At 73.4% G+C, this 22,679-nt stretch carries 17 protein-coding genes and 1 pseudogene; 9 read left to right on the plus strand and 9 right to left on the minus strand.

Features of this window, described 5'->3' with window-relative positions; all coding sequences use genetic code 11:
* Together AB0D44_RS31625 and AB0D44_RS31630 are read right to left on the minus strand one after the other, a co-directional pair.
* The coding region (locus tag AB0D44_RS31625; protein ID WP_362597439.1) for a hypothetical protein at positions 1 to 260 on the minus strand (260 nt) is incomplete at its 3' end.
* A gap of 130 nt (positions 261 to 390) precedes the next feature.
* Entirely contained in the window at positions 391 to 1,122 is a 732-nt protein-coding gene (locus tag AB0D44_RS31630; RefSeq protein WP_362597442.1) for a glucose 1-dehydrogenase, read from the minus strand.
* 120 nt (positions 1,123 to 1,242) lie between these two features.
* On the opposite strand from AB0D44_RS31630, the gene AB0D44_RS31635 reads away from it, so the two are divergent.
* Positions 1,243 to 1,779: a pyridoxamine 5'-phosphate oxidase family protein gene (locus tag AB0D44_RS31635; RefSeq protein ID WP_362597445.1), complete on the plus strand. Its 537-nt coding sequence runs from the start codon at positions 1,243 to 1,245 to the stop codon at positions 1,777 to 1,779.
* Here AB0D44_RS31635 and AB0D44_RS31640 read toward each other — a convergent pair.
* Both AB0D44_RS31640 and AB0D44_RS31645 read right to left on the minus strand, forming a co-directional pair.
* A complete protein-coding gene (locus AB0D44_RS31640) occupies positions 1,772 to 3,196 on the minus strand; it encodes a DUF1906 domain-containing protein (RefSeq protein WP_362597448.1) in 1,425 nt (474 codons plus the stop codon). The genes AB0D44_RS31635 and AB0D44_RS31640 overlap by 8 nt on opposite strands.
* Positions 3,197 to 3,227: 31 nt before the next feature.
* Positions 3,228 to 3,491 (minus strand): hypothetical protein, encoded by a 264-nt coding sequence (locus AB0D44_RS31645; protein ID WP_362597451.1) that lies wholly within the window; start codon positions 3,489 to 3,491, stop codon positions 3,228 to 3,230.
* 348 nt (positions 3,492 to 3,839) lie between these two features.
* On the opposite strand from AB0D44_RS31645, the gene AB0D44_RS31650 reads away from it, so the two are divergent.
* From AB0D44_RS31650 to AB0D44_RS31660, 3 genes are read left to right on the plus strand one after another with little or no spacing between them, the layout of a single operon-like run.
* Entirely contained in the window at positions 3,840 to 4,166 is a 327-nt protein-coding gene (locus AB0D44_RS31650; protein WP_362597453.1) for a CU044_2847 family protein, read from the plus strand.
* Positions 4,167 to 4,171: 5 nt separating this feature from the next.
* Positions 4,172 to 7,585: an ATP-binding protein gene (locus AB0D44_RS31655; protein ID WP_362597455.1), complete on the plus strand. Its 3,414-nt coding sequence runs from the start codon at positions 4,172 to 4,174 to the stop codon at positions 7,583 to 7,585.
* A gap of 10 nt (positions 7,586 to 7,595) precedes the next feature.
* Complete coding sequence (locus tag AB0D44_RS31660; protein WP_362597458.1) at positions 7,596 to 8,153, plus strand: UTRA domain-containing protein; 558 nt, start codon at positions 7,596 to 7,598, stop codon at positions 8,151 to 8,153.
* Here AB0D44_RS31660 and AB0D44_RS31665 read toward each other — a convergent pair.
* The 5 genes from AB0D44_RS31665 to AB0D44_RS31685 form a co-directional block, all read right to left on the minus strand.
* A complete protein-coding gene (locus AB0D44_RS31665) occupies positions 8,125 to 8,325 on the minus strand; it encodes a DUF397 domain-containing protein (RefSeq protein ID WP_362597461.1) in 201 nt (66 codons plus the stop codon). The two genes, AB0D44_RS31660 and AB0D44_RS31665, sit on opposite strands and share 29 nt — an antisense overlap.
* Complete coding sequence (locus tag AB0D44_RS31670; protein WP_362597464.1) at positions 8,310 to 9,152, minus strand: helix-turn-helix transcriptional regulator; 843 nt, start codon at positions 9,150 to 9,152, stop codon at positions 8,310 to 8,312. Before AB0D44_RS31670 ends, AB0D44_RS31665 begins: the two co-directional genes overlap by 16 nt.
* 183 nt (positions 9,153 to 9,335) lie before the next feature.
* Positions 9,336 to 10,796 carry a glutamate synthase subunit beta gene (locus tag AB0D44_RS31675; protein ID WP_362597466.1) on the minus strand — a complete coding sequence of 487 codons (1,461 nt, stop codon included), beginning with the start codon at positions 10,794 to 10,796 and terminating at the stop codon, positions 9,336 to 9,338.
* The gene (gene gltB, locus AB0D44_RS31680; protein ID WP_362597480.1) at positions 10,789 to 15,327 is read right to left on the minus strand and encodes a glutamate synthase large subunit; all 4,539 of its coding nucleotides are present in this window, start codon (positions 15,325 to 15,327) and stop codon (positions 10,789 to 10,791) included. The genes AB0D44_RS31675 and gltB overlap by 8 nt, the downstream gene beginning before the upstream one ends.
* A gap of 384 nt (positions 15,328 to 15,711) precedes the next feature.
* Positions 15,712 to 16,443, minus strand: coding sequence for a VIT1/CCC1 transporter family protein (locus AB0D44_RS31685; RefSeq protein ID WP_362597468.1), 732 nt, complete (start codon positions 16,441 to 16,443; stop codon positions 15,712 to 15,714).
* A gap of 246 nt (positions 16,444 to 16,689) precedes the next feature.
* Here AB0D44_RS31685 and AB0D44_RS31690 point away from each other — a divergent pair, with 246 nt between their 5' ends.
* From AB0D44_RS31690 to rbsK, 5 genes and pseudogenes are all read left to right on the plus strand, one after another.
* The gene (locus AB0D44_RS31690; protein WP_362597471.1) at positions 16,690 to 17,676 is read left to right on the plus strand and encodes an ADP-ribosylglycohydrolase family protein; all 987 of its coding nucleotides are present in this window, start codon (positions 16,690 to 16,692) and stop codon (positions 17,674 to 17,676) included.
* A gap of 323 nt (positions 17,677 to 17,999) precedes the next feature.
* Entirely contained in the window at positions 18,000 to 19,145 is a 1,146-nt protein-coding gene (locus tag AB0D44_RS31695; protein ID WP_362597483.1) for an ADP-ribosylglycohydrolase family protein, read from the plus strand.
* Positions 19,146 to 19,152: 7 nt separating this feature from the next.
* Positions 19,153 to 20,298, plus strand: a complete 1,146-nt coding sequence (locus AB0D44_RS31700; protein WP_362597474.1) for an ADP-ribosylglycohydrolase family protein — start codon at positions 19,153 to 19,155, stop codon at positions 20,296 to 20,298.
* On the plus strand, positions 20,295 to 21,692 hold the full coding sequence (locus AB0D44_RS31705) for an ADP-ribosylglycohydrolase family protein (protein ID WP_362597477.1): 1,398 nt from the start codon (positions 20,295 to 20,297) through the stop codon (positions 21,690 to 21,692). The genes AB0D44_RS31700 and AB0D44_RS31705 overlap by 4 nt, the downstream gene beginning before the upstream one ends.
* Positions 21,689 to 22,567 (plus strand): annotated as a pseudogene (gene rbsK / locus AB0D44_RS31710) (ribokinase); the annotation flags it as partial. The gene AB0D44_RS31705 and the pseudogene rbsK, both read left to right, overlap by 4 nt.
* Positions 22,568 to 22,679 lie beyond the last annotated feature (112 nt).

Raw genomic sequence — 22,679 nt, forward strand, 5'->3', positions numbered from 1 at the left:
CGGTCGTGCAGGGTGTGGCGATCCCAGGTGATCTGGCCGAGCACCGCGACCCCGACCGCGGCCAGCGCGACGGCGGTGCGGGCGACGAACTCCGCGTCGGTGCCGTGCGGTACGGCCGCGCCCGCGACGAACACGGCCAGGAGAATCGGGAGCCAGAGCGCCTCGGGGCCACGCAGCAGCCAGATCGCGCCGAACTCGACCGCCAGGAGCAGGCAGGTGCGGAGCAGCGCGCCCGCGAGCCGCCGCATCAGTTCAGACATGGACACATCATGCCCGGGGTGGCGGAGGGGGCCGGTCGGCGGGCCGTCGTCCCGCCGTCGTCCCGCCCCTGCCCGGCCGTCGTCCCCTGCCCCGCCGTCGTGCCGCCCCTACCCGGCCGTCGTGCCGCCCCTACCCCGCCGTCGTCCCGCCGTCCACCGCGAATTCCGTGCCCGTCACGTACGAGGAGGCGTCGGAGCAGAGGAAGAGGACCAGCTCCCCGACCTCCTCGGGCCGCCCCATCCGCCCCAGCGGCACGTGCGACCACTCCCGGCCCGCGACGGCCTCGGCCACCATCGGGGTGTCGATGGCGCCCGGGTGCACCGAGTTGACCCGGATCCGGTCCGCGGCCAGGTCCAGGGCCGCCGACCGCGTCAGCCCGCGCAGCCCGAACTTGGTGGAGCCGTAGGCCGCGTGGCCCGGGATCCCGACCAGTCCGGCCGTCGAGGAGATGTTGACGACGGAGCCGCCGCCACCGGCCCGGAGCACGGGAGCCACCGCCTGGATGCCGAGGAAAGGACCCAGCAGGTTGACCCGCAGCAGCGCCTCGAAGTCCTCCAGCCGCTGCTGTTCGACGTGGGCCGTGCGCCACAGGGCCGCGTTGTTGACGAGCGCCGAGACCGTGCCGAAGGCCGCGACCGCCGCCCGCACGACCTGCGCCCAGCTGTCCGCGTCGGCCACGTCGTGCCGTACGAACAGCCCCTGGCCGCCGAGTTCCGCGGCCACCGCCCGCCCCTCCTCCTCCCGTACGTCCGTGACGACGACCCGCGCCCCCGCCCCGGCGCACAGCCGGGCCTCGGCCGCGCCCTGGCCGCGTCCGGCGCCGGTGATGACGACGACCTTCCCCTCCAAGGAGACGCCCACGGCCCCACCCCCCTCCCGTACGTCTTCCGGTCGGGCACATGCCTAACAGTCACTGCCCGACGAAGGAAGGGCCGTGCGTGCCTGAGCGGGACCTCCGGGTGCACGCGCTTTGATGGACGGATGACGACGACGAACAACTGGGCAGCATTCGAGAAGGCGGAGCCGGAGTTCGCAGCGGCCGTCCGGGCCCGCTTCGCGCAGTACCCGCACCACGTCCTGGCCACCCTCCGCAAGGACGGCTCCCCGCGCGTTACCGGGCTGAACGTCGACATCCGCGGTGGTGAGCTGTGGCTCGGCATGATGCCGGGCTCGATGAAGGCCCGCGACCTCCAGCGCGACGGGCGCTTCGCCCTGCACACCAATCCGGGCGAGGGCGAGACCATGCCGGACGGCGACGTACGGATCTCCGGGCGTGCGGTGGAGCTGGTGGATCCGCCCGAGCTGCACCGGTACGCGGAGGAGACGGAGACCCCGCACCCCTTCCACCTGTTCCACGCCGAGCTGACGGAAGTCGTCCACGTCGGCGTGGACGGCGACGACCTGGTGCTGCGGTCGTGGACCCCGGCCCGCGGCCTGCGCACCCTGCGCCGGGGCAACGACGACGAGCCCCCGCGCGAGGATCCCCCGCGCGAGGAGCCCCCGGCCGGCGCTAGCTGAGCGGGAAGACCCCGCCGGTCCCGAGCGCGGACGGGTCGACGTCGACCCAGTTGCGGTCGATGGTGAGCGTCACCCCGCCGTAGGTGGCGGAGTGGTCGCCGCGGAACTGGTGGGCGCGGCGCCGGCCGGCCCACTGCGGGGTGCCGGCCCGCAGGCCCAGGTCGGCGTCGGTGACGGAGGCCGCGCCGTTCCAGCGGGCGACCCACAGCACGTCCGGCATGGCTCCGGGGGCCTGGTGGTGGTGGGCGCCGAGCGCCTTGGCCCCGGAGCTCGCCGAGACGTAGGCGGCGGAGCGGTAGCCGAGCTCGTGCAGCCGCACCGTCCAGGCCGTCAGGTAGGCGACGACCGGCGCGTCCCAGGTCTCGCGGTCGGTGTAGTGCTCCAGGTCGTTGTAGAGCACCGTGCCCGTGGGCAGGCCCAGCGACGCGGCGGCGGCCACCGCACCGTCGGCGGCGGAGCGGCCCTGCCCGTCGGCCTCGGAGGGGTCGGTGGACAGGCCGGTGCCGGCGCTGCGCCAGGGCTGGGGGCCCACCCAGATCGGCATGAGGTGCCAGCCCGCCCCGGCCTGGCGCCGTACCCAGTCGGCGGTGAGCTGCGGCTGGGCGCAGGCCCGGGCGCGGCCGCCGATGTAGATGCCGACCGCCCGGAAGGGAGAGCCGGCCCGCCAGGAGTCCATGGTCGTCTGGGCGGGGGCGGTGCAGGTGTCGAAGCCCTCGCCGGTGAAGGGCTCCTGGGCGTTGAGGGGCCCGGTGCCGTCGGCGGCCGGCGCCGGCTCGGCGGGGGGCGTGGCGGGACCTGCGGGGTGGGCGCCGGGCACCGCGCGGGCGCGTGCCAGGACCCGGCGCACGGTGTCGGGCGCGGCCCCGTAGGAAACGGTGGCCATGACTCCGGGCCGGAGCAGGGCGTACCGCAGTTCGTTGCTGTCGGTCCGCGGCGGGGCCGGGGGCAGCGTGGCCCCGGAGTCCACGGACAGGGTGGGGATGTCGGCGCGCGGCGGGGCCCCCTCGATGGGCTCGAGGTGCAGCGTGTCGGCGCGGCTGGCGGCGGCCCGGCCCGAGCATGCGGTCTGGGTGCCGGCGTGGCCCAGGTACAGGGTGGGCAGGTCCAGGCGCAGGCAGGCGCCGGGCTCGCGGTCGAGGTCGACGACGCGCCAGTCGGCGGGGACGGCGAGGCGCAGTCCGAGGTAGTCGATGGTCCGCGCGTCCAGGGTGCGGGCGGCGCCCGTCCGCGCGGGGGAGGTGCGGGCGTGGGAAGTGCGGGCGTCGGGGGTGCTGGCGTCGGAGGTGCGGACGTCGGGGGTGCGGACGTCGGCGGCCCGGGGGGCGTGGGGGGCGTCGGCGGCCTGGGCGCCGGGCAGGACGGGGAGCAGCAGGGCGGCGCCGAGGAGGCCGCTGAGCAGCGTTCGGGTGGGGGCCATGGTGCAGATGGTTACCAGACGGCGGGGCCCCTCAACTGCGCTCCGGAACCCCGCAGATGGGCCGTACGGGGGTATCGCGCGCGGACGGTGCCGCGACCTGCCGGACCAGCGCGTCCGGTGCGGCGTCAGCGAGTCCCGGCGCGGCGGTGTCCGCGACCACCGTGCGCGCGTCGGCGGGCGGTGCTCCGGCCGACGGCAGGAACGCGCCCCACGGCCCGGTCGCCACGACGGCCCGTACCGCCCCGGCCGGTCCCCGCGGATCGCGCAGGGGCTCCAGCCCGGCCTCGTGCGTCACCCGCACGAGTGAGACCAGGCCGGGCCCGTCAAGGCGGGCGATGAGCCCGGCCTCCTGAACGGGGCGGGGTGCCCGGCTCCCCCCTGCGCACGGCACCTGCGCGGTTCCCGGTCCAGTTCCCGCTCGGCACTCACGGGGCGACCTCCCGTGCCGGGGCCGACGGCTCGGCCCCGAGCGCGGCCCCGTATTGACCATGCGTCAGTACTCGCGGGTAGGGGAACCTTTCCCTGCGCCGGCGCACAACTGGCCATATCCCTGCGCGACGGGTCCGGGGTGCCCCAGGATGTGCGTGTCGGGTGCAAGAGGGGCCGCGGGGCGGTCCCGGAGCCATGGGGGGGCGTGGCGGACGTGGCAGGACAGCTCATTGCGATGGCGCTGGAGGACGGCGGCGAAGAGACCGCCGTCGTGTTCGAGGTCGACGGGGACTTAGCGGGATCCGACCTGGAGCTGGCGGCCGGTGAGGGAGTGGTGGGCCGGGCCCGCGTCTCGGTGCAGGACGCCCTGGACCAGGTGAAGCCCACCCTGGCCAAGGTGGCCCGGACCGTGCGCGAACTGGGCCCGGACGAGGCCGAGATCGAGTTCGGGCTGAAGATGGGCGGCGAGACCGGCGTCATCGTCGCCAAGGGCACGGCAGAGGTGAACTTCGCCGTCCGGCTCGTCTGGCACCGCGCCTGAGCCGGATGGGTGCGCGGCGCGACGGGTTCGTCGTCAAGATCCGGCAGGGCACCTGCGACGTTCCCGTCGGGGTCGGCTTCGTCGTGGGCGACAAGCACATCGTGACCTGCGCACACGTCGTCAACGTGGCCCTGGGGAGGCAGAAGGCGTCCGCCGACCGGCCGGCGGACGAGGCCCGCATCCAGGTCGAGTTCGTCCTGCTCGGCGATGCCGAGGGAGCTCCGCTGCGCAACTGCAGGATCGCGGCCTGGGATCCGCCGCCGGGACCCGGGCGGCCGGGCCGCGACATCGCGGGGCTGGTCCTGGTGGGCGGGGACACCCTCCCGGTGGGGGCCGGACCGGCCCGCCTCGTCGACCCGCGCAACGGTCTCGCGCAGAGCACCGAGGTGTCCGTCTTCGGCTACCCGGGCAGTCCCCCGCGCAAGGCCAACGGGGCCTGGAGCAGCTGCGTCCTGCGCGGCGCGGTCGGCGGCGGCCTGGTCCAGCTCGACACGTCCGGCGAGTCCGCGCTGCGCGCCCAGCCCGGGTACAGCGGATCGCCCGCCATCCTGTCGGACCGCTGGGGGGACGCGGTGATCGGCATGCTGGCCGTCGCGAGCCGGGGCGGGGAGCACGAGGACGCGTACGCCGTTCCCCTGTCGGAGATGGCATCGGCCTGGCCGGAGGTATTGGAACGGACCGTGCTGCCCCCGTGCCCCTACCGGGGCCTGCAGGCGTTCACCGCGGCCGACGCCCGGGCCGGTGTGTTCGTGGGCCGGGAGAGGGAGACCGAACGGCTCCGGGCGATGCTCGGGAACCAGCCGTGCGTCGTGGTGGCCGGGCCCTCGGGGGTCGGGAAGTCCTCGCTGGTGGCAGCCGGTCTGGAACCGGCCCTGGCCGCCGACGGATGGACCGTCGCGAGCTTCCGGCCCGGATCCGCCCCCTACGACTCGGTGGCGCGGGCGCTGCTGGACCTGGAGGACCCCGGCGCCCACCCCACGCTGGAGCGGCTGGAGCGCCGGGCGCGCTCCCTGCGGGACGAGGGGTTCTGGCCGGTCGCCACCCGGATCGCGCTGCTCACCGGGCGCCGTCTGGCCCTCGTCGGCGACCAGTTCGAGGAGGTCCTCAGCAACGGCGCGTCCGGGCTGCGGCAGGAGTTCCTGGAGCGGATGTTCCCCGAGCCGGACACCATGGGCGACGCGCCGGTGCGGCTCGTCTGCACCCTGCGGTCCGACTTCCTGCCGGACCTGCTGGACCTGCCCACCGTCGGTCCGCGCATCCAGGACCGCCAGCTCAACGTCTCCCCGCCGGACGAGGCGGCGCTGACCCGGGTGATCGTGGAACCGGCCGCGGCGGCCGGAGTGGTCTACAGCCAGGGCGTCGCCGAGGCCATCGCCGCCGAGGCGGCCAAGGCCCCGGGCAGCCTCCCGCTGCTCGAGTTCGCGCTCACCGAGCTCTGGCCGATGCAGCAGGAACGCAGGATCACCTTCGACGGCTACCACGCGCTGGGCGGTGTCTCGGGGGCCCTCAACCGGCACGCCGAGAAGGCCTTCCAGTTCCTGGCCCGGCAGCTGGACGAGGCCCGGATCCGGCGGGTCCTGCTGTCCATGGTGCGGGCCCGCGGCGGGGCGAGCAGCGCGGTCCGGGTGACGGCCCTGAAGGCCCATCTGGACCGGGACTGGCACGTCGCCCAGCTCCTGGCCGAGCCCGACCGGCGGCTGGTGGTGCTCGGCACGACGGGGCCGGGGACCGCGGAGATCGCCCACGAAGCACTGATCCGCGAGTGGGACAGGCTCGCCGACTGGGTCGACGCCGACGCCGACTTCCAGCAGTGGCTCGCCGTCATGGAGGAGCGGGCCGCGGACGGGGACCTGCTGTCCGCGACGCGGGTGTCGGAAGCGGAGCACTGGCTGCGCGAGCGCAGCACGGACGTGCCCAGCGTGGTGAGCGAGTTCGTCGAGCGCAGCACGGCCGCGGTCCTCGTGCAGCGGCACAACGAGGTGCTGCTGACCAAGTCGCAGGAGCTGACCGAGCAGTGGCGCGAGCGCTCCACGATGCTCGAGAACCGCCAGGGCGCGCTTCAGGCCGCGAACCGGCAGCTGGAGGAGAAGGCGGCGCGGCTGGCCGACAAGAACAGCGAGATCGAGGAGCAGTTCGCCCGGATCGAAGAGGCCCGGCAGGCCTTGCAGGAGCACAACGAACTGCTGGCCGTGTCGATCCGGCACAAGAGCGAGTTCCTGGCCAACATGTCGCACGAACTGCGCACCCCGCTGAGCTCCCTGCAGCTCCTGGCGCAGGAGCTCGCCGACAACGCCGACGGGACCCTCACCGGCAAGCAGGTCGAGTACGCCCGGGCCATCCAGGGGGCGGGCCACGACCTGCTCCTCCTGCTGGACGACATCCTCGACCTGTCCGAAGCGGAGACGGGCCGGATGCAGATCGTCCCGGTCCGGGTGCCCCTGCTCCAGGTCGCCGACCACCTCGACGCGGCCTTCTCGCCCCTGGCGGAGGAGAAGGGCCTGGGTCTGCACGTACGGGTGGCGCCCGAGCTGCCGGAGACCCTGCACGCGGACGAGCGGCGGCTGCTGCAGATCCTGCGGGGCCTGCTGGCCAACGCCGTGAAGTTCACCGACCGCGGCGAGGTACGGCTCGACATCCAGCCCGCCGGCCCGGACGTACCGCCCTCCGTCCAGGGACGGCTCGCCGGCGAGAAGGCGCCGGAGCTCATCGCCTTCTCGGTCGCCGACACGGGCATCGGGATCTCCGACGGCCGGCTGAAGGTCATCTTCGAGGCGTTCACGCACGCCGGCGACCCGACCGACACGCAGCACGTCGGGCCGGGCCTCGGCCTGTCCATCAGCCGGGAGATCGCCCGCCTGATGGACGGCGAGATCCACGTGGTGAGCGAACGCGGCCTCGGTTCGGTGTTCACCCTCTACCTGCCGCTCATCTCGGGCGGCCCGATGGCCCACCCGGAACTGCGGGACGCGCCCGCGCCGGACCCGGAGCAGCCGTACGCCACGTCGGCCGCGGCCTACGGCTTCTGCGGGCAGAAGGTCCTGATCGTGGACGACGACGTCCGCGCCGCGTTCGCCCTCACCACCGACTTCGAACGCCACGGCCTGGAGGTCCTGTGGGCGGAACGGGTCCCCCAGGCGATCGCCACCGTCACCGCCGATCCGGAGGTGGCCCTCGTCCTGCTGCGCCTGCCCACCCAGGGCATGAGCGCCGCCTCCGCGGCCGCCTCGGTCATAGCCCAGCTCACGGCCCCCACGGGCCGCCCCCTCATCGCCCTGGCCCACAAGCCCACCCCCCTGGGCCGCGAAAAGGCCCTGGCGGCGGGCGCCTGCGACTACACGGCCACGCCTATGGACGGCGAACAGCTCCTCCCCCTGATCCACCATTGGCTCCAGGAGAACCCCGAAGCGCGGCGGACATAGGGAGGACGATGTGGGCAGCAGCGGATGGACCAGTACGTCAACGCCGTACCTGGCGCCCCGCGCCGCCGGACAGCCCGACGCCTGGACCGACGAGGCCGGGGCGAAGGGACGCCGAGGCGGGCAGCGCATCGTCGAGGCGCGGCAGGCGCGCGCCACTCCCGAGGTCGCGGCGCTGCTCGGCCTGGCGGAAGGGCAACCGGTCGTCGTCCGGCGGCGCGTGATCGAGCTCGACGGTGAGCCGTGCGAGTTGACCGACACCTACTACCCCGCCGACATCGCGGCGGGCACGCCGCTCGCGGGGACCGCGAAGATCCCCGGCGGAGCGGTCACCCTGCTGGCAGCACTGGGCCACGTCGGCGTACGCGTCACCGAGGACGTGACCGCCCGCATGCCAAGCGCCGGGGAGCGCGAGCAACTGGGCCTGGGTGAGGCCGAACCGCTTCTGCGACTGTCCCGCGTGACGTACGACGCGACGGACCGGGTCATCCAGGCGGACGTGATGCTCATGCCTGCCGGCCGCCAGCAGTTGCGGTACGAGATCAGGCTTGCCCCTTCACAGCCCGGATGAACGGGGCCCACGCGGCGGCCGGGAACACCAGGACCGGGCCGATGCCGGCGAGCTTGCTGTCCCGGACGGGGACGATGCCGGGGAGATCGTCGGTTACCTCAACGCAGCTGGCGCTCTCAGAGTTGCTGTACGAGGACTTTCGCCAGGACAGGTCGCTCACGTCTCCGTGCATTTCGCGTATTCCTCCGCCACCGACTCGATCAAGGCCAGGGACGCCTCCGGCGACAACGCAGCGGCCCTGGCCAGATCGTAGAGTTTCCAGTGGCGCTGTACCAGCGCCGGATAGTCGAGCAACTGCCCCACACGGGGCCCCTCGGTGTACACGACGTCGGGCGCGTCGGCGAACTGCAGGATACTCACCAGAGAACCCATGACGCCTTGGGCTCCGGTCGAAAACGGCACCACCTGCATGGTGATCCGATGGGCACGGACGTACGCGGAGATGTGCCGCAACTGAGCGGCCATGACCGCGGGCCCCCCGACCACTGTCCGCAACACTGCCTCGTGCAGGACGACCCACAGTTCGGGGGACGTTGGATGCTCAAGGAGCCGTGCGCGCTCCAGACGAAACTCGACCAGGCCATCCACGTACGCGGCCGGCGCGGTGGGGTTGCCGCCCCGCATCACGGCGCGGGCGTAGTCCGCCGTCTGGAGCAGACCGGGAACCAGGGCAGCGGCGTACTCGTAGAGAGTCGTTGCCAGACGTTCCAGCTCGGCCGTTTCGGCGAAATACTCCTCGTACTTGTTCCGGGACTTGAACGCCCGGGCCAGGCGAGTGAAGTAGTCCCCGGTACCGAACGCCCGGTCGATCAGTTCCGCGATCTCCGGCCGCAGCCTCCGCGTCCCGCACTCCATCTGCCCGACGTACGCTCCGCTCGTGAAGATCCGCTCGCCCAGACCCTCCTGGGTCAGCCCGGCCGCTTCACGGTGGCGCCGCAGCTCGTCGCGCGCGAACTCCTCCGGTGTCTGCGCCCCGGCCTGGTCCTTCGGCTTGCCCATGGACCGAGCGTAGCTTCCGGCACCTGAACCGGTAGGTGAAACGCATTGATACGACTACAGAACGCCACAGCGCCCGCCATCCCTGGTCGGGGACATGGCGGGCGCTGTGTCGGGATTCCGCACGTCGTTGTACGGGCCGTATGAGGGGTCCCGCCCTTCCCCGGGCGGGGGTGCTGCCGGGTGTTACACCGTCAGCGAGCGGTCCGTCGGCTTGACCGGGTACGGGAGGGTGCTGGATCCGGTCAGGAAACGGTCCACGCCGCGGGCGGCCGAGCGGCCCTCCGCGATGGCCCAGACGATGAGCGACTGGCCGCGGCCCGCGTCGCCGGCGACGAAGACGCCGTCGACGTTGGTCGCGTAGGAGGCGTCGCGCTCGATGTTGCCGCGGGCGTCCATCGCCAGGCCGAACTGCTCGACCAGACCGTTGGCCTGGTCGGTGCCCGTGAAGCCCATCGCCAGGGTGACCAGCTGCGCGGGGAGGACGCGCTCGGTGCCGGGCTTCTGGACGAGCTTGCCGTCGACGAACTCGACCTCGACCAGGTGCAGGGCCTTGACGTTGCCGTCCTCGTCGCCCTCGAAGTGGGTGGTGGAGACGGAGTAGACCCGCTCGCCGCCCTCCTCGTGGGCCGAGGTGACCTTGTAGAGCATCGGGAACGTCGGCCAGGGCTGGTTGGCGTTGCGGTCCTCGCCGGGCTTCGGCATGATCTCCAGCTGCGTGACCGAGGCCGCGCCCTGGCGGTGGGCGGTGCCCACGCAGTCCGCGCCGGTGTCGCCACCGCCGATGACGACCACGTGCTTGCCCTCGGCCGTGATGGGGGGCGCCATGAAGTCGCCCTCCTGGACCTTGTTGGCGAGCGGCAGGTACTCCATCGCGAAGTGGATGCCGTTCAGCTCGCGGCCCGGGACCGGCAGGTCGCGGGAGACCGTGGCGCCCGCAGCGATGACGACCGCGTCGAACCGCTTGCGCAGGTCGGTGGCGGTGATGTCGCGGCCGACCTCGATGCCGGTACGGAACTTGGTGCCCTCCGCGCGCATCTGCTCGATGCGGCGGTTGATGTGCACCTTCTCCATCTTGAACTCGGGGATGCCGTAGCGCAGCAGGCCGCCTACGCGGTCGGCGCGCTCGTACACCACGACGGTGTGCCCGGCCCGGGTCAGCTGCTGGGCCGCGGCGAGGCCCGCCGGGCCCGAGCCGATGACGGCGGCCGTCTTGCCGGACAGGCGCTCGGGCGCCTGCGGGGTGACGTCGCCGTTGTCCCAGGCCTTGTCGATGATCGAGACTTCGACGTTCTTGATGGTGACGGCCGGCTGGTTGATGCCGAGCACGCACGCCGACTCACAGGGAGCCGGGCACAGCCGCCCGGTGAACTCCGGGAAGTTGTTCGTGGCGTGCAGCCGCTCGGACGCCGCCGACCAGTCCTCGCGGTACGCGAAGTCGTTCCACTCGGGGATCAGGTTCCCCAGCGGGCAGCCGTTGTGGCAGAACGGGATGCCGCAGTCCATGCAGCGGCCGGCCTGCTTGCTGATGATCGGGAGCAGCGAGCCCGGGACGTAGACCTCGTTCCAGTCCTTCAGCCGTTCGGCCACGGGACGGGAGCAGGCGGTCTCGCGCGGGGTGGTGAGGAAGCCCTTCGGGTCAGCCATGGGTCGCCGCCTCCATCATCTTCTCGGTGGTCTCGGACTCCGAGAGTCCGGCCAGCTCAGCGGCGTCCTTGGCGGCGAGCACTGCCTTGTACGTGGTCGGGATGATCTTGCTGAAGCGGGCCGCGGCGGCGTCCCAGTCAGCCAGGAGCTTCGCGGCCACGGTCGAGCCGGTCTCCTCCTCGTGGCGGCGCACCACATCGTGCAGCCACTGCTTGTCGGTGTCGGACAGGGCCTCGACCGCACCCGTGTTGCCGACGTTGACGTTGGCCGGGTCGAGGTCGATGACGTACGCGACGCCGCCCGACATGCCGGCCGCGAAGTTGCGGCCCGTCTCGCCGAGGACGACCGCCGTACCGCCGGTCATGTACTCGCAGCCGTGGTCGCCCACGCCCTCCGAGACGACCAGGGCGCCGGAGTTGCGGACGCAGAAGCGCTCGCCGGTGCGGCCGCGCAGGAACATCTCGCCGCCGGTGGCCCCGTAGCCGATGGTGTTGCCGGCGATGGTGGAGTACTCGGCGAGGTGGTCGGCGGCGCGGTCCGGGCGGACCACGATCCGGCCGCCCGACAGGCCCTTGCCGACGTAGTCGTTGGCGTCGCCCTCCAGGCGCAGGGTGATGCCCTTCGGCACGAAGGCGCCGAACGACTGGCCTGCGCTGCCCGTGAAGGTCAGGTCGATGGTGTTGTCGGGCAGGCCCGCACCGCCGAACTTCTTGGTGACGTGGTGACCGAGCATCGTGCCGACGGTGCGGTTGATGTTGCGGATCGCGACCTGGGCGCGGACCGGCAGGGCGGCCTCGGCGGAGTCGGCGTTCAGCGCGTCGGCCGCGAGCTCGATGAGCTCGTTGTCGAGGGCCTTCTCCAGACCGTGGTCCTGCTCGATCAGGGCGTGGCGGACCGCGCCCTCGGGCAGCTCGGGCACGTAGAAGAGCGGCTCCAGGTCGAGACCCTGCGCCTTCCAGTGCGTCACGGCCTTCGTGGTGTCGAGCAGCTCGGCGTGGCCGACGGCCTCCTCGATCGAGCGGAAGCCCAGCTCGGCGAGGAGCTCGCGCACCTCCTCCGCGATGAACTCGAAGAAGTTGACCACGAACTCGGGCTTGCCCGAGAAGCGGTCACGCAGGACCGGGTTCTGCGTGGCGATGCCGACCGGGCAGGTGTCCAGGTGGCAGACGCGCATCATGACGCAGCCGGACACGACGAGCGGCGCGGTCGCGAAACCGAACTCCTCGGCGCCGAGCAGCGCGGCGATGACCACGTCGCGGCCGGTCTTGAGCTGGCCGTCCGTCTGGACGACGATGCGGTCGCGCAGCCCGTTGAGCAGCAGGGTCTGCTGGGTCTCGGCGAGGCCGAGCTCCCAGGGGCCGCCCGCGTGCTTCAGCGAGGTGAGCGGGGAGGCGCCGGTACCGCCGTCGTGACCGGAGACGAGGACGACGTCCGCGTGCGCCTTGGAGACACCGGCGGCGACCGTGCCCACGCCGACCTCGGACACGAGCTTCACGTGGATGCGCGCGGCCGGGTTGGCGTTCTTGAGGTCGTGGATCAGCTGGGCCAGGTCCTCGATGGAGTAGATGTCGTGGTGCGGCGGCGGGGAGATCAGGCCGACACCCGGGGTGGAGTGCCGGGTCTTGGCGACCCACGGGTAGACCTTGTGGCCGGGCAGCTGGCCGCCCTCGCCGGGCTTGGCGCCCTGGGCCATCTTGATCTGGATGTCGTCCGCGTTGACCAGGTACTCGCTGGTGACACCGAAGCGGCCGGAGGCGACCTGCTTGATGGAGGAGCGGCGCGCCGGGTCGTACAGGCGCTCCGGGTCCTCGCCGCCCTCACCGGTGTTGGACTTGGCGCCCAGCTGGTTCATGGCGATGGCGAGGGTCTCGTGCGCCTCCTTGGAGATGGAGCCGTACGACATGGCGCCGGTGGAGAAGCGCTTGACGATGTCGGCGACCGACTCGACCTCGTCGATGGAGACCGCCGGGCGGTCGCTCTTGAAGCCGAACAGGCCGCGGAGCGTCATGAGGCGCTCGGACTGCTCGTTCACGCGGTCCGTGTACTGCCGGAAGATGTCGTACCGGCGGTTGCGGGTGGCGTGCTGGAGGCGGAAGACCGTCTCCGGGTCGAACAGGTGCGGCTCGCCCTCGCGGCGCCACTGGTACTCGCCGCCGATCTCCAGCGCGCGGTGCGTGGCGGCGATTCCGGAGACCGGGTACGCCTTGGCGTGGCGCGCGGCCACCTCCTTGGCGATGACGTCCAGGCCGGCGCCGCCGATCTTGGTGGCGGTGCCGCTGAAGTAGGCCCCGACGAACTCCTCGTTCAGGCCGACGGCCTCGAAGACCTGGGCGCCGCGGTAGGAGGCGACGGTGGAGATGCCCATCTTGGACATGACCTTCAGGACGCCCTTGCCGAGCGCGTAGATCAGGTTCTTGATGGCCTGCTCCGGCTCCAGGCCGGACAGGAAGGTACCGGCGCGCAGCAGGTCCTCGACGGACTCCATGGCGAGGTACGGGTTGACCGCGGCGGCGCCGTAGCCGATGAGCAGCGCGACGTGGTGGACCTCGCGGACGTCGCCGGCCTCGACGAGCAGCCCCACCTGGGTGCGCTGCTTGGTCGCGATGAGGTGGTGGTGCACGGCGGAGGTGAGCAGCAGCGAGGGGATCGGTGCGTGCTCGGCGTCCGAGTGGCGGTCCGAGAGGACGATGAGGCGGGCGCCGGCCGCGATGGCGGCGTCGGCCTCGGTACGGATCTCCGCGATCCGGGCGGCCAGCGCCTCGGCGCCGCCCGAGACCCGGTAGAGGCCCGAGAGGGTGGCGGCCTTCATGCCCGGCATGTCGCCGTCGGCGTTGATGTGGATGAGCTTGGCCAGCTCGTCGTTGTCGATCACCGGGAACGGCAGCGTGACGCTGCGGCAGGACGCGGCGGTCGGCTCCAGCAGGTTGGACTCCGGGCCGATGGAGGACAGCAGCGAGGTGACGAGCTCCTCGCGGATGGCGTCCAGCGGCGGGTTGGTGACCTGCGCGAAGAGCTGGGTGAAGTAGTCGAAGAGCAGCCGGGGGCGCTCGGACAGGGCCGCGATCGGGGAGTCCGTGCCCATGGAGCCGAGCGGCTCGCCGCCGGTACGGGCCATCGGCGCGAGGATGACGCGGAGCTCTTCCTCGGTGTAGCCGAAGGTCTGCTGGCGGCGGGTGACCGAGGCGTGGGTGTGGACGATGTGCTCGCGCTCGGGCAGGTCCGACAGCTCGATCTCGCCGGTCTCCAGCCAGTCCGCGTACGGCGCGGCGGCGGCCAGCTCGTTCTTGATCTCGTCGTCCTCGATGATCCGCTTCTGGGCGGTGTCGACGAGGAACATCTTGCCGGGCTGCAGGCGGCCCTTGCGGACGACCTTGGCCGGGTCGATGTCGAGCACGCCGACCTCGGAGCCGAGGACGACGAGGCCGTCGTCGGTGACCCAGTAGCGGCCGGGGCGCAGACCGTTGCGGTCGAGGACCGCGCCGACCTGGGTGCCGTCGGTGAAGGTGACGCAGGCCGGGCCGTCCCAGGGCTCCATCATCGTGGAGTGGTACTTGTAGAACGCGCGGCGGGCCGGGTCCATGGAGGTGTGGTTCTCCCACGCCTCCGGGATCATCATCAGCACGCTGTGCGGCAGCGACCGGCCGCCGAGGTGGAGCAGCTCCAGGACCTCGTCGAAGGAGGCCGAGTCGGAGGCGTCGGGGGTGCAGATCGGGAAGATCCGGTCCAGGACGCCCTCGCCGAAGACGTCGGACGCCAGCTGGGACTCGCGGGCCTTCATCCAGTTGCGGTTGCCCTTGACCGTGTTGATCTCACCGTTGTGCGCGACGAAGCGGTACGGGTGGGCGAGCGGCCAGGAGGGGAAGGTGTTCGTCGAGAACCGGGAGTGGACCAGGGCGAGCGTCGAGGCGAATCGGCGGTCGGAGAGGTCCGGGAAGAAGGGCTCCAGCTGGCCGGTGGTCAGCATGCCCTTGTAGACGATCGTGCGGGCGGACAGCGACGGGAAGTAGACCCCGGCCTCGCGCTCGGCGCGCTTGCGCAGCACGAAGGCCTTGCGGTCCAGCTCGATGCCGGTCGTCCCGTTGGACACGAACAGCTGGGAGAAGGCGGGCATGGTCGCGCGGGCGCCGTTGCCGAGCAGGTCGGGCGTAACCGGAACCTCGCGCCAGCCGAGGACCGTCAGGTTCTCCTCGGCGGCGATGGCCTCGATCTGCTCCACGGCGACGGCCTGTGCGGTGCCGTCGGCGGGGAGGAAGGCGATGCCGACGGCGTAGGCGCCGGCCTCGGGAAGGTCGAATCCGGCGGCCTCGCGCAGGAACGCGTCCGGCACCTGGCAGAGGATTCCCGCGCCGTCGCCCGAGTCCGGCTCGGAGCCGGTGGCGCCGCGGTGCTCGAGGTTCCGCAATACGGTCAGTGCCTGCTCAACGAGGGTGTGGGTGGCCTCGCCGGTGAGGTTCGCCACGAATCCGACGCCACAGGCGTCCTTCTCGTTGCGCGGGTCGTACATGCCCTGCTGGGCGGGGCGACCGTCCATGGGCGACCAGGCGGTGGTGCTGGGGCCGGTCGCGGAGTGCGTGGATGCGGAACGCATCGGCTCTCCCGTCGTCGTCGTGGCATATGTGCATAGCCGAGGGACGACGTTGGCCCTCTGCGAAATTTCGTGCAGATTACATGATGACGACAATCCCGCGAAGCGGATATGCCGTTCCAGCATGCGGACACTGCACGGGGCAGAAAGAGGGGACCTTCGCAGTGTTCTCAAGGCGGTTCATGACGCGATGACCGGCCGAAGGTCCCGGCAAGGGGCGGGCATCATTGCCCGCAGCCCTGTTCTGATACCCGGCGGACAAGCGAGCGAAACCGCCGAGTAACGGACTACTTATGTTGCGCAGTGCATAGTGTCTCACTCCCTGCCCGGTCAGCCTACGGCTCCGCCGATCCAGGTTCCCAGGATGTACGTCACACCGGCGGCCGCGCCACCCAGAGCCAGCTGGCGCAGCCCGCTGTACCACCAGGACCGGGCGGTGACCCGGGACACCACCGCGCCGCAGGCGAAGAGCCCCGCCAGCGCCAGCACCACCGCGGGCCACAGCGACGCGGCTCCGAGCAGGTAGGGCAGCACGGGCAGCAGTGCACCCAGCGCGAAGGAGCCGAAGGACGATACGGCGGCGACCAGCGGCGAGGGCAGGTCGTCGGGGTCGATGCCGAGCTCCTCGCGGGCGTGGATCTCCAGCGCCTGCTCGGGGTCGCGGGACAGCTGCATGGCCACCTCGCGGGCGAGCGGGGGCTCGACGCCGCGCGAGACGTAGAGCTCGGCCAGCTCCTCCATCTCGTCCACGGGGTGCTTGCGCAACTGCTGGCGCTCCACGTCCAGTTCGGCGAGGACCAGCTCGCGCTGCGAGGCCACGGAGGTGTACTCGCCCGCCGCCATGGAGAAGGCACCGGCCGCGAGACCCGCCAGTCCGGTGATCACGATGGTGTGCGGGGCGACGGCGCCGCCGGCCACGCCGGTCATCAGGGCGAGGTTGGAGACGAGCCCGTCCATCGCACCGAAGACGGCCGGCCGCAGCCATCCACCGTTGACATCGCGGTGGGTGTGGTTGTCGCGGTGCGCGGTGTGCAGCGGTGCTTCGATGTCGATGATGGACATGCGGCGTATCTCCCCTTTTGTGCGAACGGGCGCCCTGCGGCCTTCCGCCCCCCGGAACACCTCGAAACTACGCACGAATTCAGCTCCCCGCCAGCAAGGAAGGCCGTACTTACCTGCGGTTTTACGGGTCGGCGACCGGGTGACGAGGGTGCGCGCGGGGTGTTTCGCGACGAGCGACAAACCTCATGCCATGGCACAAATCCCCCAAGGGCTCAATATGAGTCCCATCAAGTGGAGAGGCGCGCCATGGAGCTGATTGCATGCAATCCGCAGGTCCTCCTCGAACGGGCCAGGGGCGCTCTTCTGGGCCTCGCGGTGGGTGACGCGCTGGGCGCCCCCGCGGAGAACATGAAGCCGTCGGAGATCCGGGCGAAGTGGGGCCGGATCGAGGGGTTCGTCTCGGAGGACCCGGCGGGCACGGACGACACCGAGTACGCGATCTTCTCCGGGCTGCTGCTGGCCCGGCACGGCTCCGCGCTCACCGTCTCCCACGTGGAGCGGGCCTGGCACCACTGGATCGCGGACCTGGACGAGGGCCCCTTCCGGGGCGCGGGCTTCTCCGAGCGCGGCACCCTCGAAAACCTCCGGCGGGGGCTGGCGGCTCCGATCTCGGCCCAGCACCGGCACGCGTGGTCGGACGGCCTGGCCATGCGGGCGGCGCCCTTCGGGGTCTTCGCGGCGGGCCGCCCGGCGGAGGCCGCGCGGCTGGTCGCGATCGACGGCTGCGTGAGCCACGACGGCGAGGGGATCTACGGCGGCCAGGCGGTCGCGGCGGGCGTGGCCGCGGCCATGGCGGGCGACGGCCCGGCGTCGGTGGTCGCCGCCGCGCTGTCGGTGATCCCGGCCGACTCCTGGACGGCCCGGTCCCTGCGCCGGGCCGTCACCGCCGCGCCGCGCGGCGAACGGGCCGTGCGCTCGGCCGTGGTCATCGGCGGTTACCCGTGGACGGACCTCGCCCCGGAGGCGGTGGGGCTGGCCTTCGGCGCGTTCGCCGCCTGCGGGGGCGACTTCCCCTCCTCGGTCCTCACGGCCGTGAACATGGGCCGCGACGCGGACACCACGGCGGCGGTGGCCGGCGCCCTGTCCGGGGCCCTGTCCGGCGCCGCGGCGGTCCCAGCCGCCTGGTCCTCGGCCATCGGCCCGGTCCGCGGCAGCTGCCTGCCCTCGATGCGGGGCTACCACGTCCTGGACATCGCGGACCTCCTCACCCCGGAATACGAGGCCCCCAGATGACCCCGTCCCCCTACACCCAAAACCCCGCCGACTCCCCCCACGACCCCCCTCTCCCCTCCACCCCGGCAAACCCGGCCGACACGGCGAACCCGGCGGGCCCGGCGGGTACGGCGGGTACGGCGCTCGAGGCCGGAACGGCACTCCCTGCCGGAACGGCCATCCCGGCCGGCACGGCGAGACCCCCGAGCCCGGTCGCGAGCCCGCCCGGTACGGCACGACCCCGGGGCCCGGTCGCGAGCCCGGCCGGCGAGGCGGGGCCGTTGGGCGCGACCGCGGGGCCGGGCGGCGGCGCGGGCCCCGTCGGCGGGGCGGAGCCGGGTGGGGTGGCGGGGGCCGGGGCGGCGAAGGCGGCCCGGCGGATCGAAGGGCTGCTCATCGGGCTCGCCGCAGGCGACGCGGCCGGGTGGCCCGCCGCCCGCCACCGCGCCAGCCGGATGCCCGAGTGGACCCGCCGCCTCACCCGCGAGCTCGACACCTTCGCCGAGCACAACGCCACCACCACCCTCCCCGTCCCCATCGCCCTGAACCAGCCCCCCGAGCCCCTGCGCCTCGGCCCCTCCGACGACGCCGAGTGGGCCGCCTTCGTCGCCGAGTCCGTCCTCACCGCCTCCGGGGTCCTGCTCAGCGACCTCTCCCGGTCCCGCCGGATGCGCGCCGCCATCGACCTCGCCTGGAACGCCCTCGCCTCCGAGGTCGCCGCCGCGGCGGAACGCGCCCCCGAGGTCGAGTCCGCCGTCCTGCCCCTGCGCGCCCGGATCTCCGTCCGCGCCGGCCTCGGCAACCTCGCCGCCGGCCTGCGCCCGCCCGCCACCGGCCACGACAATCCGCACTTCTTCGACGACGCCGCCTGCGTCCGCGCCTGCGTCCTCGCCGTCGTCCACCCCGGCGACCCGGACGCGGCGGCGGACCTCGCCGAGTTCGACGCCCGCTACACCCAGGACGGCGACGGCGTCCACGGCGCCCGCGCCATGGCCGCCGCGCTCGCGGCCGCCCTGGCCGGCGCCGACGTCGACTCCGCCGTCGAGGCGGCCCTCGCGCAGCTCCCCGAGGCCACCGAGATCGGCCGCAACGCCCGGCACGCCGTCAAGCTGGCCCGTACCCACACGGGCGGCGGCGGCGCCTTCGCCATCGTGCCCGTCCTCGAGCACGAGATCGTGGACCACGTCTACAGCTACGGGATCGCCGCCGCCGAGACCGTCCCCGTCGCCCTCGCCCTCGCGACCGCCGCCCGCGGCACGGTGGCCGAGGCCGTCCCGGCCGCCGCCTGCCTGTCCCGCGTCGCGGACTCCGCCCCCGCCCTGGCCGGCGCCCTCACCGGCGCCCTCGGCGGCGGCGACTCGATCCCCGCCGCCTGGCGCGAGGCCTGCCGCACCCTCTCCGGCTGCGCCCTCCCCCGCCTCGCCGGCACCGATCTCGTGGAACTCGCCGCGCTCCTCGCTCGCACGGAACTCACCTCGCACAAGGGATGATCCAGACATGACGCTCACGTTGGAGGACCGGGCCGCAGGCGCTCTCGTCGGGGCCGCCGTCGGCGACGCGCTCGGCGGGCCGGTGGAGGGCTGGAGCCCCGACCAGATCGCGGAACGGCACGGCGGCCGGGTGCACGGCATCGTCGGCCCCTGGTACGAGGACTGGCGCACCGCCCGACCGATCGCCCCGTACCACAAGGGGGACGGGCACGTCACCGACGACACCCTCATGACGCACGCCCTGGTCCGCGTCTACGAAGCGGTCCGGGACCACATCGACGCCTACGCGGTCGCCGAGCACCTGGTGCCGGACCTGATGACCACCCCCCGCTGGATCCCCGAACTGGAGGCGGAGGCCCTGCCCCTGCAGCGGATCTTCCTGGCCGAGAAGTGGATCGTCACCCGCCTCCACTACGCACACGCCGATCCCCGCGAGGCCGGCCACGGCAACATCGTCAACTGCGGTGCGGCGATGTACATGGCCCCGGTGGGCCTCGTCAACGCCGGCAACCCGGCGGCCGCCTACGCCGAGGCCCTGGACGTCGCCGGGGCACACCAGTCCTCGTACGGGCGGGAGGCGGCGGGGGTGTTCGCGGCGGCGGTGGCGGCCGCGTGCCTGCCGGGGGCGACGGCCGCCTCGGTGGTGGACACCGCCCTCGGCCTGGCCAAGGACGGCACGCGCGCCGCCATCGCCGCCGTCGCGGAAGCCGCCCGCCACCACCGGGAGTTCGAGTCGGCCCTGGCCCCGCTCCGGGCGGCGGTCGCCCCGTACGACACGGTCGGCCCCGACTACCGCGCCCCTTCCCTCGGCGCGCGGCGCCCCTCCCGCATCCACTCCATCGAGGAACTCCCGATCGCGCTCGGGATGCTGTTGATCGCGGACGGCGCGTACGAGAGCGCCGTGCTCGGCGCGGTCAACTACGGCCGGGACTGCGACTCCATCGCCACCATGGCGGGGGCCGTCGCCGGGGCCCTGGGCGGAGAGGCCGTGATCCCGGACGCCTGGGCCAAACAGGTCGCCGAGGCCAGCCGCCTGGACCTGCACGCCCCCGCCGCGGCGCTGGCCGCCGTGGCCCGCGAGGTCTTCGCCCGGGACCGGGAACGCCGCCGCGCCCACGAGTCGGCCTTCGCCGCGCTCGCGGCCCCCCGATGACCTGGCCGGCTCCCGGCGAGCCGGTACGGCTCACCTGGGCGCAGCCCGAGGACCTGGTCGGCCACGAGCTCCGCCAGGCGGCCGAGGACGGCCGGGACCCCGCGCCCGCCCTGCGGGCCTGGCTCGCCGCGGGCGGCCACCCGGCGCCGCCCCGGGCCGGCGCCTCCCCGGTCCCGGCCCCGCCGGAACTGCGCGCGCTGGCCGTGCGGCTGCTGGACGAGCTGGCGCGCCTCCCCTCCCCGACGGCCGCCGACGAGCCGCAGTCCTGGAACGCCATCCGCGCCACCTGGCCCCCGGCCGGACCCGGGCCCACCCCCCGGCCGGAGCCCGGCCCCGCACTGCGCCGCAGGCTGGAGGCCGCCTGGGTGGGACGGGCCGCGGGGTGTCTGCTCGGCAAGCCCGTGGAGAAACTGCCGCTCGACGGGATCCGGGCCCTGGCCCGGGCGGCCGGGAACTGGCCGCTGGACGACTGGTTCAGCGCACGCGGCGTACCGCCGGAGCTGCTCGCCGCACACCCCTGGAACCGCCGCTCCGCCCCCACCTCCCTCGCCGAAACCATCGACGGCATGCCCGAGGACGACGACCTCAACTACCCCCTCCTCGGCCTGCTGCTGCTCCAGCGGCACGGCAAGGGCTTCACCACCGCCGACGTGGCCCGGCTGTGGCTCGACGAGCTGCCCGCCGGGCGGACCTTCACCGCCGAGCGGGCGGCCTACCGCAACCTCCTCCTCGGGCTGGAGCCGCCCGCCACCGCCACCCACCACAACCCGTTCCGCGAATGGATCGGCGCCCTCATCCGCGCCGACGTCCACGGCTGGACCAACCCCGGCGACCCGGCCGCCGCCGCGGCCCAGGCCTACCGCGACGCCGTCCTGACCCACACCGGCAACGGCGTCTACGCCGCCCTGTTCATCGCCGCCGCCACCGCGGCCGCCGCCACCGGCCGGGCCGACGTGCACACCGCCCTGCGGGCCGGGCTGGCCGTCGTACCGCCCCGCTCCCGCCTCGCCGAGGCCGTCCGCACCGGGATCAGGACCGCCCGCGAGGAGGCCGGCTTCGACCGCGTCGCCGACCGCCTGCACGCCCGCTACGGGCACTACCACTGGGTGCACGCCGTCCCCAACACCGCACTGATCGCCGCCGCCCTCACCCACGCCGACGGCGACTTCACCCACTCCATCTGCCGTGCGGTGTCCGGCGGTTGGGACACCGACTCCAACGGCGCCACCGCAGGCGCCCTGTGCGCGTTGATCACCGGGGAGGTACCGCACCGCTGGGCCGCCCCCCTCAAGAACCGCCTCTCCACCACCGTCCCCGGCTTCGACGGCATCGGCTTCGACACCCTCGCCCACCTCACCCACCGGTTCACCACACAGGAGGCAGCACGCTCATGACGGCCATCGCCGTGCTCGGCAGTACGAACATGGACCTCGTCGCCTACGTCCCCAAGGCCCCCCGCCTCGGCGAGACCGTCACCGGCCGCGCCTTTCGCACCGTCCCCGGCGGCAAGGGCGCCAACCAGGCCGTCGCCGCCGCCCGCTGCGGCGCGCAGGTGGTGATGATCGGCGCGGTCGGGGCCGACGAGTTCGGCGTACGGCTGCGCTCCGCGCTCACCGCCGACGGCATCGACACCGCGGCCCTGCGCACCGTCGAGGGCGCCAGCGGCACCGCCCACATCACGGTGGACGACGAGGGCGGCAACAGCATCATCGTCATCCCCGGCGCCAACGCCCGCGTCACCGGTCTGGAGGCGGGCGACGAGACCCGGATCGCCGCCGCCGACGCCCTGCTCCTGCAGCTGGAACTCCCCCTGGAGGCCGTCCTGGCCGGCGCGGCCGCCGCCCGCTCGCACGGTGTCCGTACGGTGCTCACCCCGGCCCCCGCCCAGCCGCTGCCCGCCGAACTCCTCGCGGCCACCGACCTGTTGGTGCCCAACGAGCACGAGGCCGCCGCCCTCACCGGGCTCACCGACCCCGACCGGTGCGCGGCGGCCCTGCTGGACGCCGTCCCCGAGGTGGTGATCACGCTCGGCGCGGCCGGGGTCCTGTACGCCGCCCGCGGCCGGGAACCCCTCACCGTGCCCGCGCCCCGGGTCCGGGCCGTGGACACCACCGCCGCCGGGGACACCTTCGTCGGCGCCCTCGCCGTGGCCCTGGGCGAGGGCCGTCCGATGCCCGAGGCACTGCGCTGGGCCTCGGCGGCGGCCGCACTCTCCGTCCAGCGGCCCGGCGCCCAGGACTCGATGCCGACCCGCGCCGAAACCGACGCCGCCGCCCTGGCCGGGCCGGGGGCGAGAACCGGGCAGGCCCCCGGCTCACTGGCCGACCTGTGGGTGCGCACCAGCGCGGAGATGGCCCCGCCGGTCCGCGCCGAGTTCCGGG

Origin of the sequence: Streptomyces sp. NPDC048349 (assembly GCF_040651925.1) — a bacterium.
Classification (GTDB): domain Bacteria; phylum Actinomycetota; class Actinomycetes; order Streptomycetales; family Streptomycetaceae; genus Streptomyces.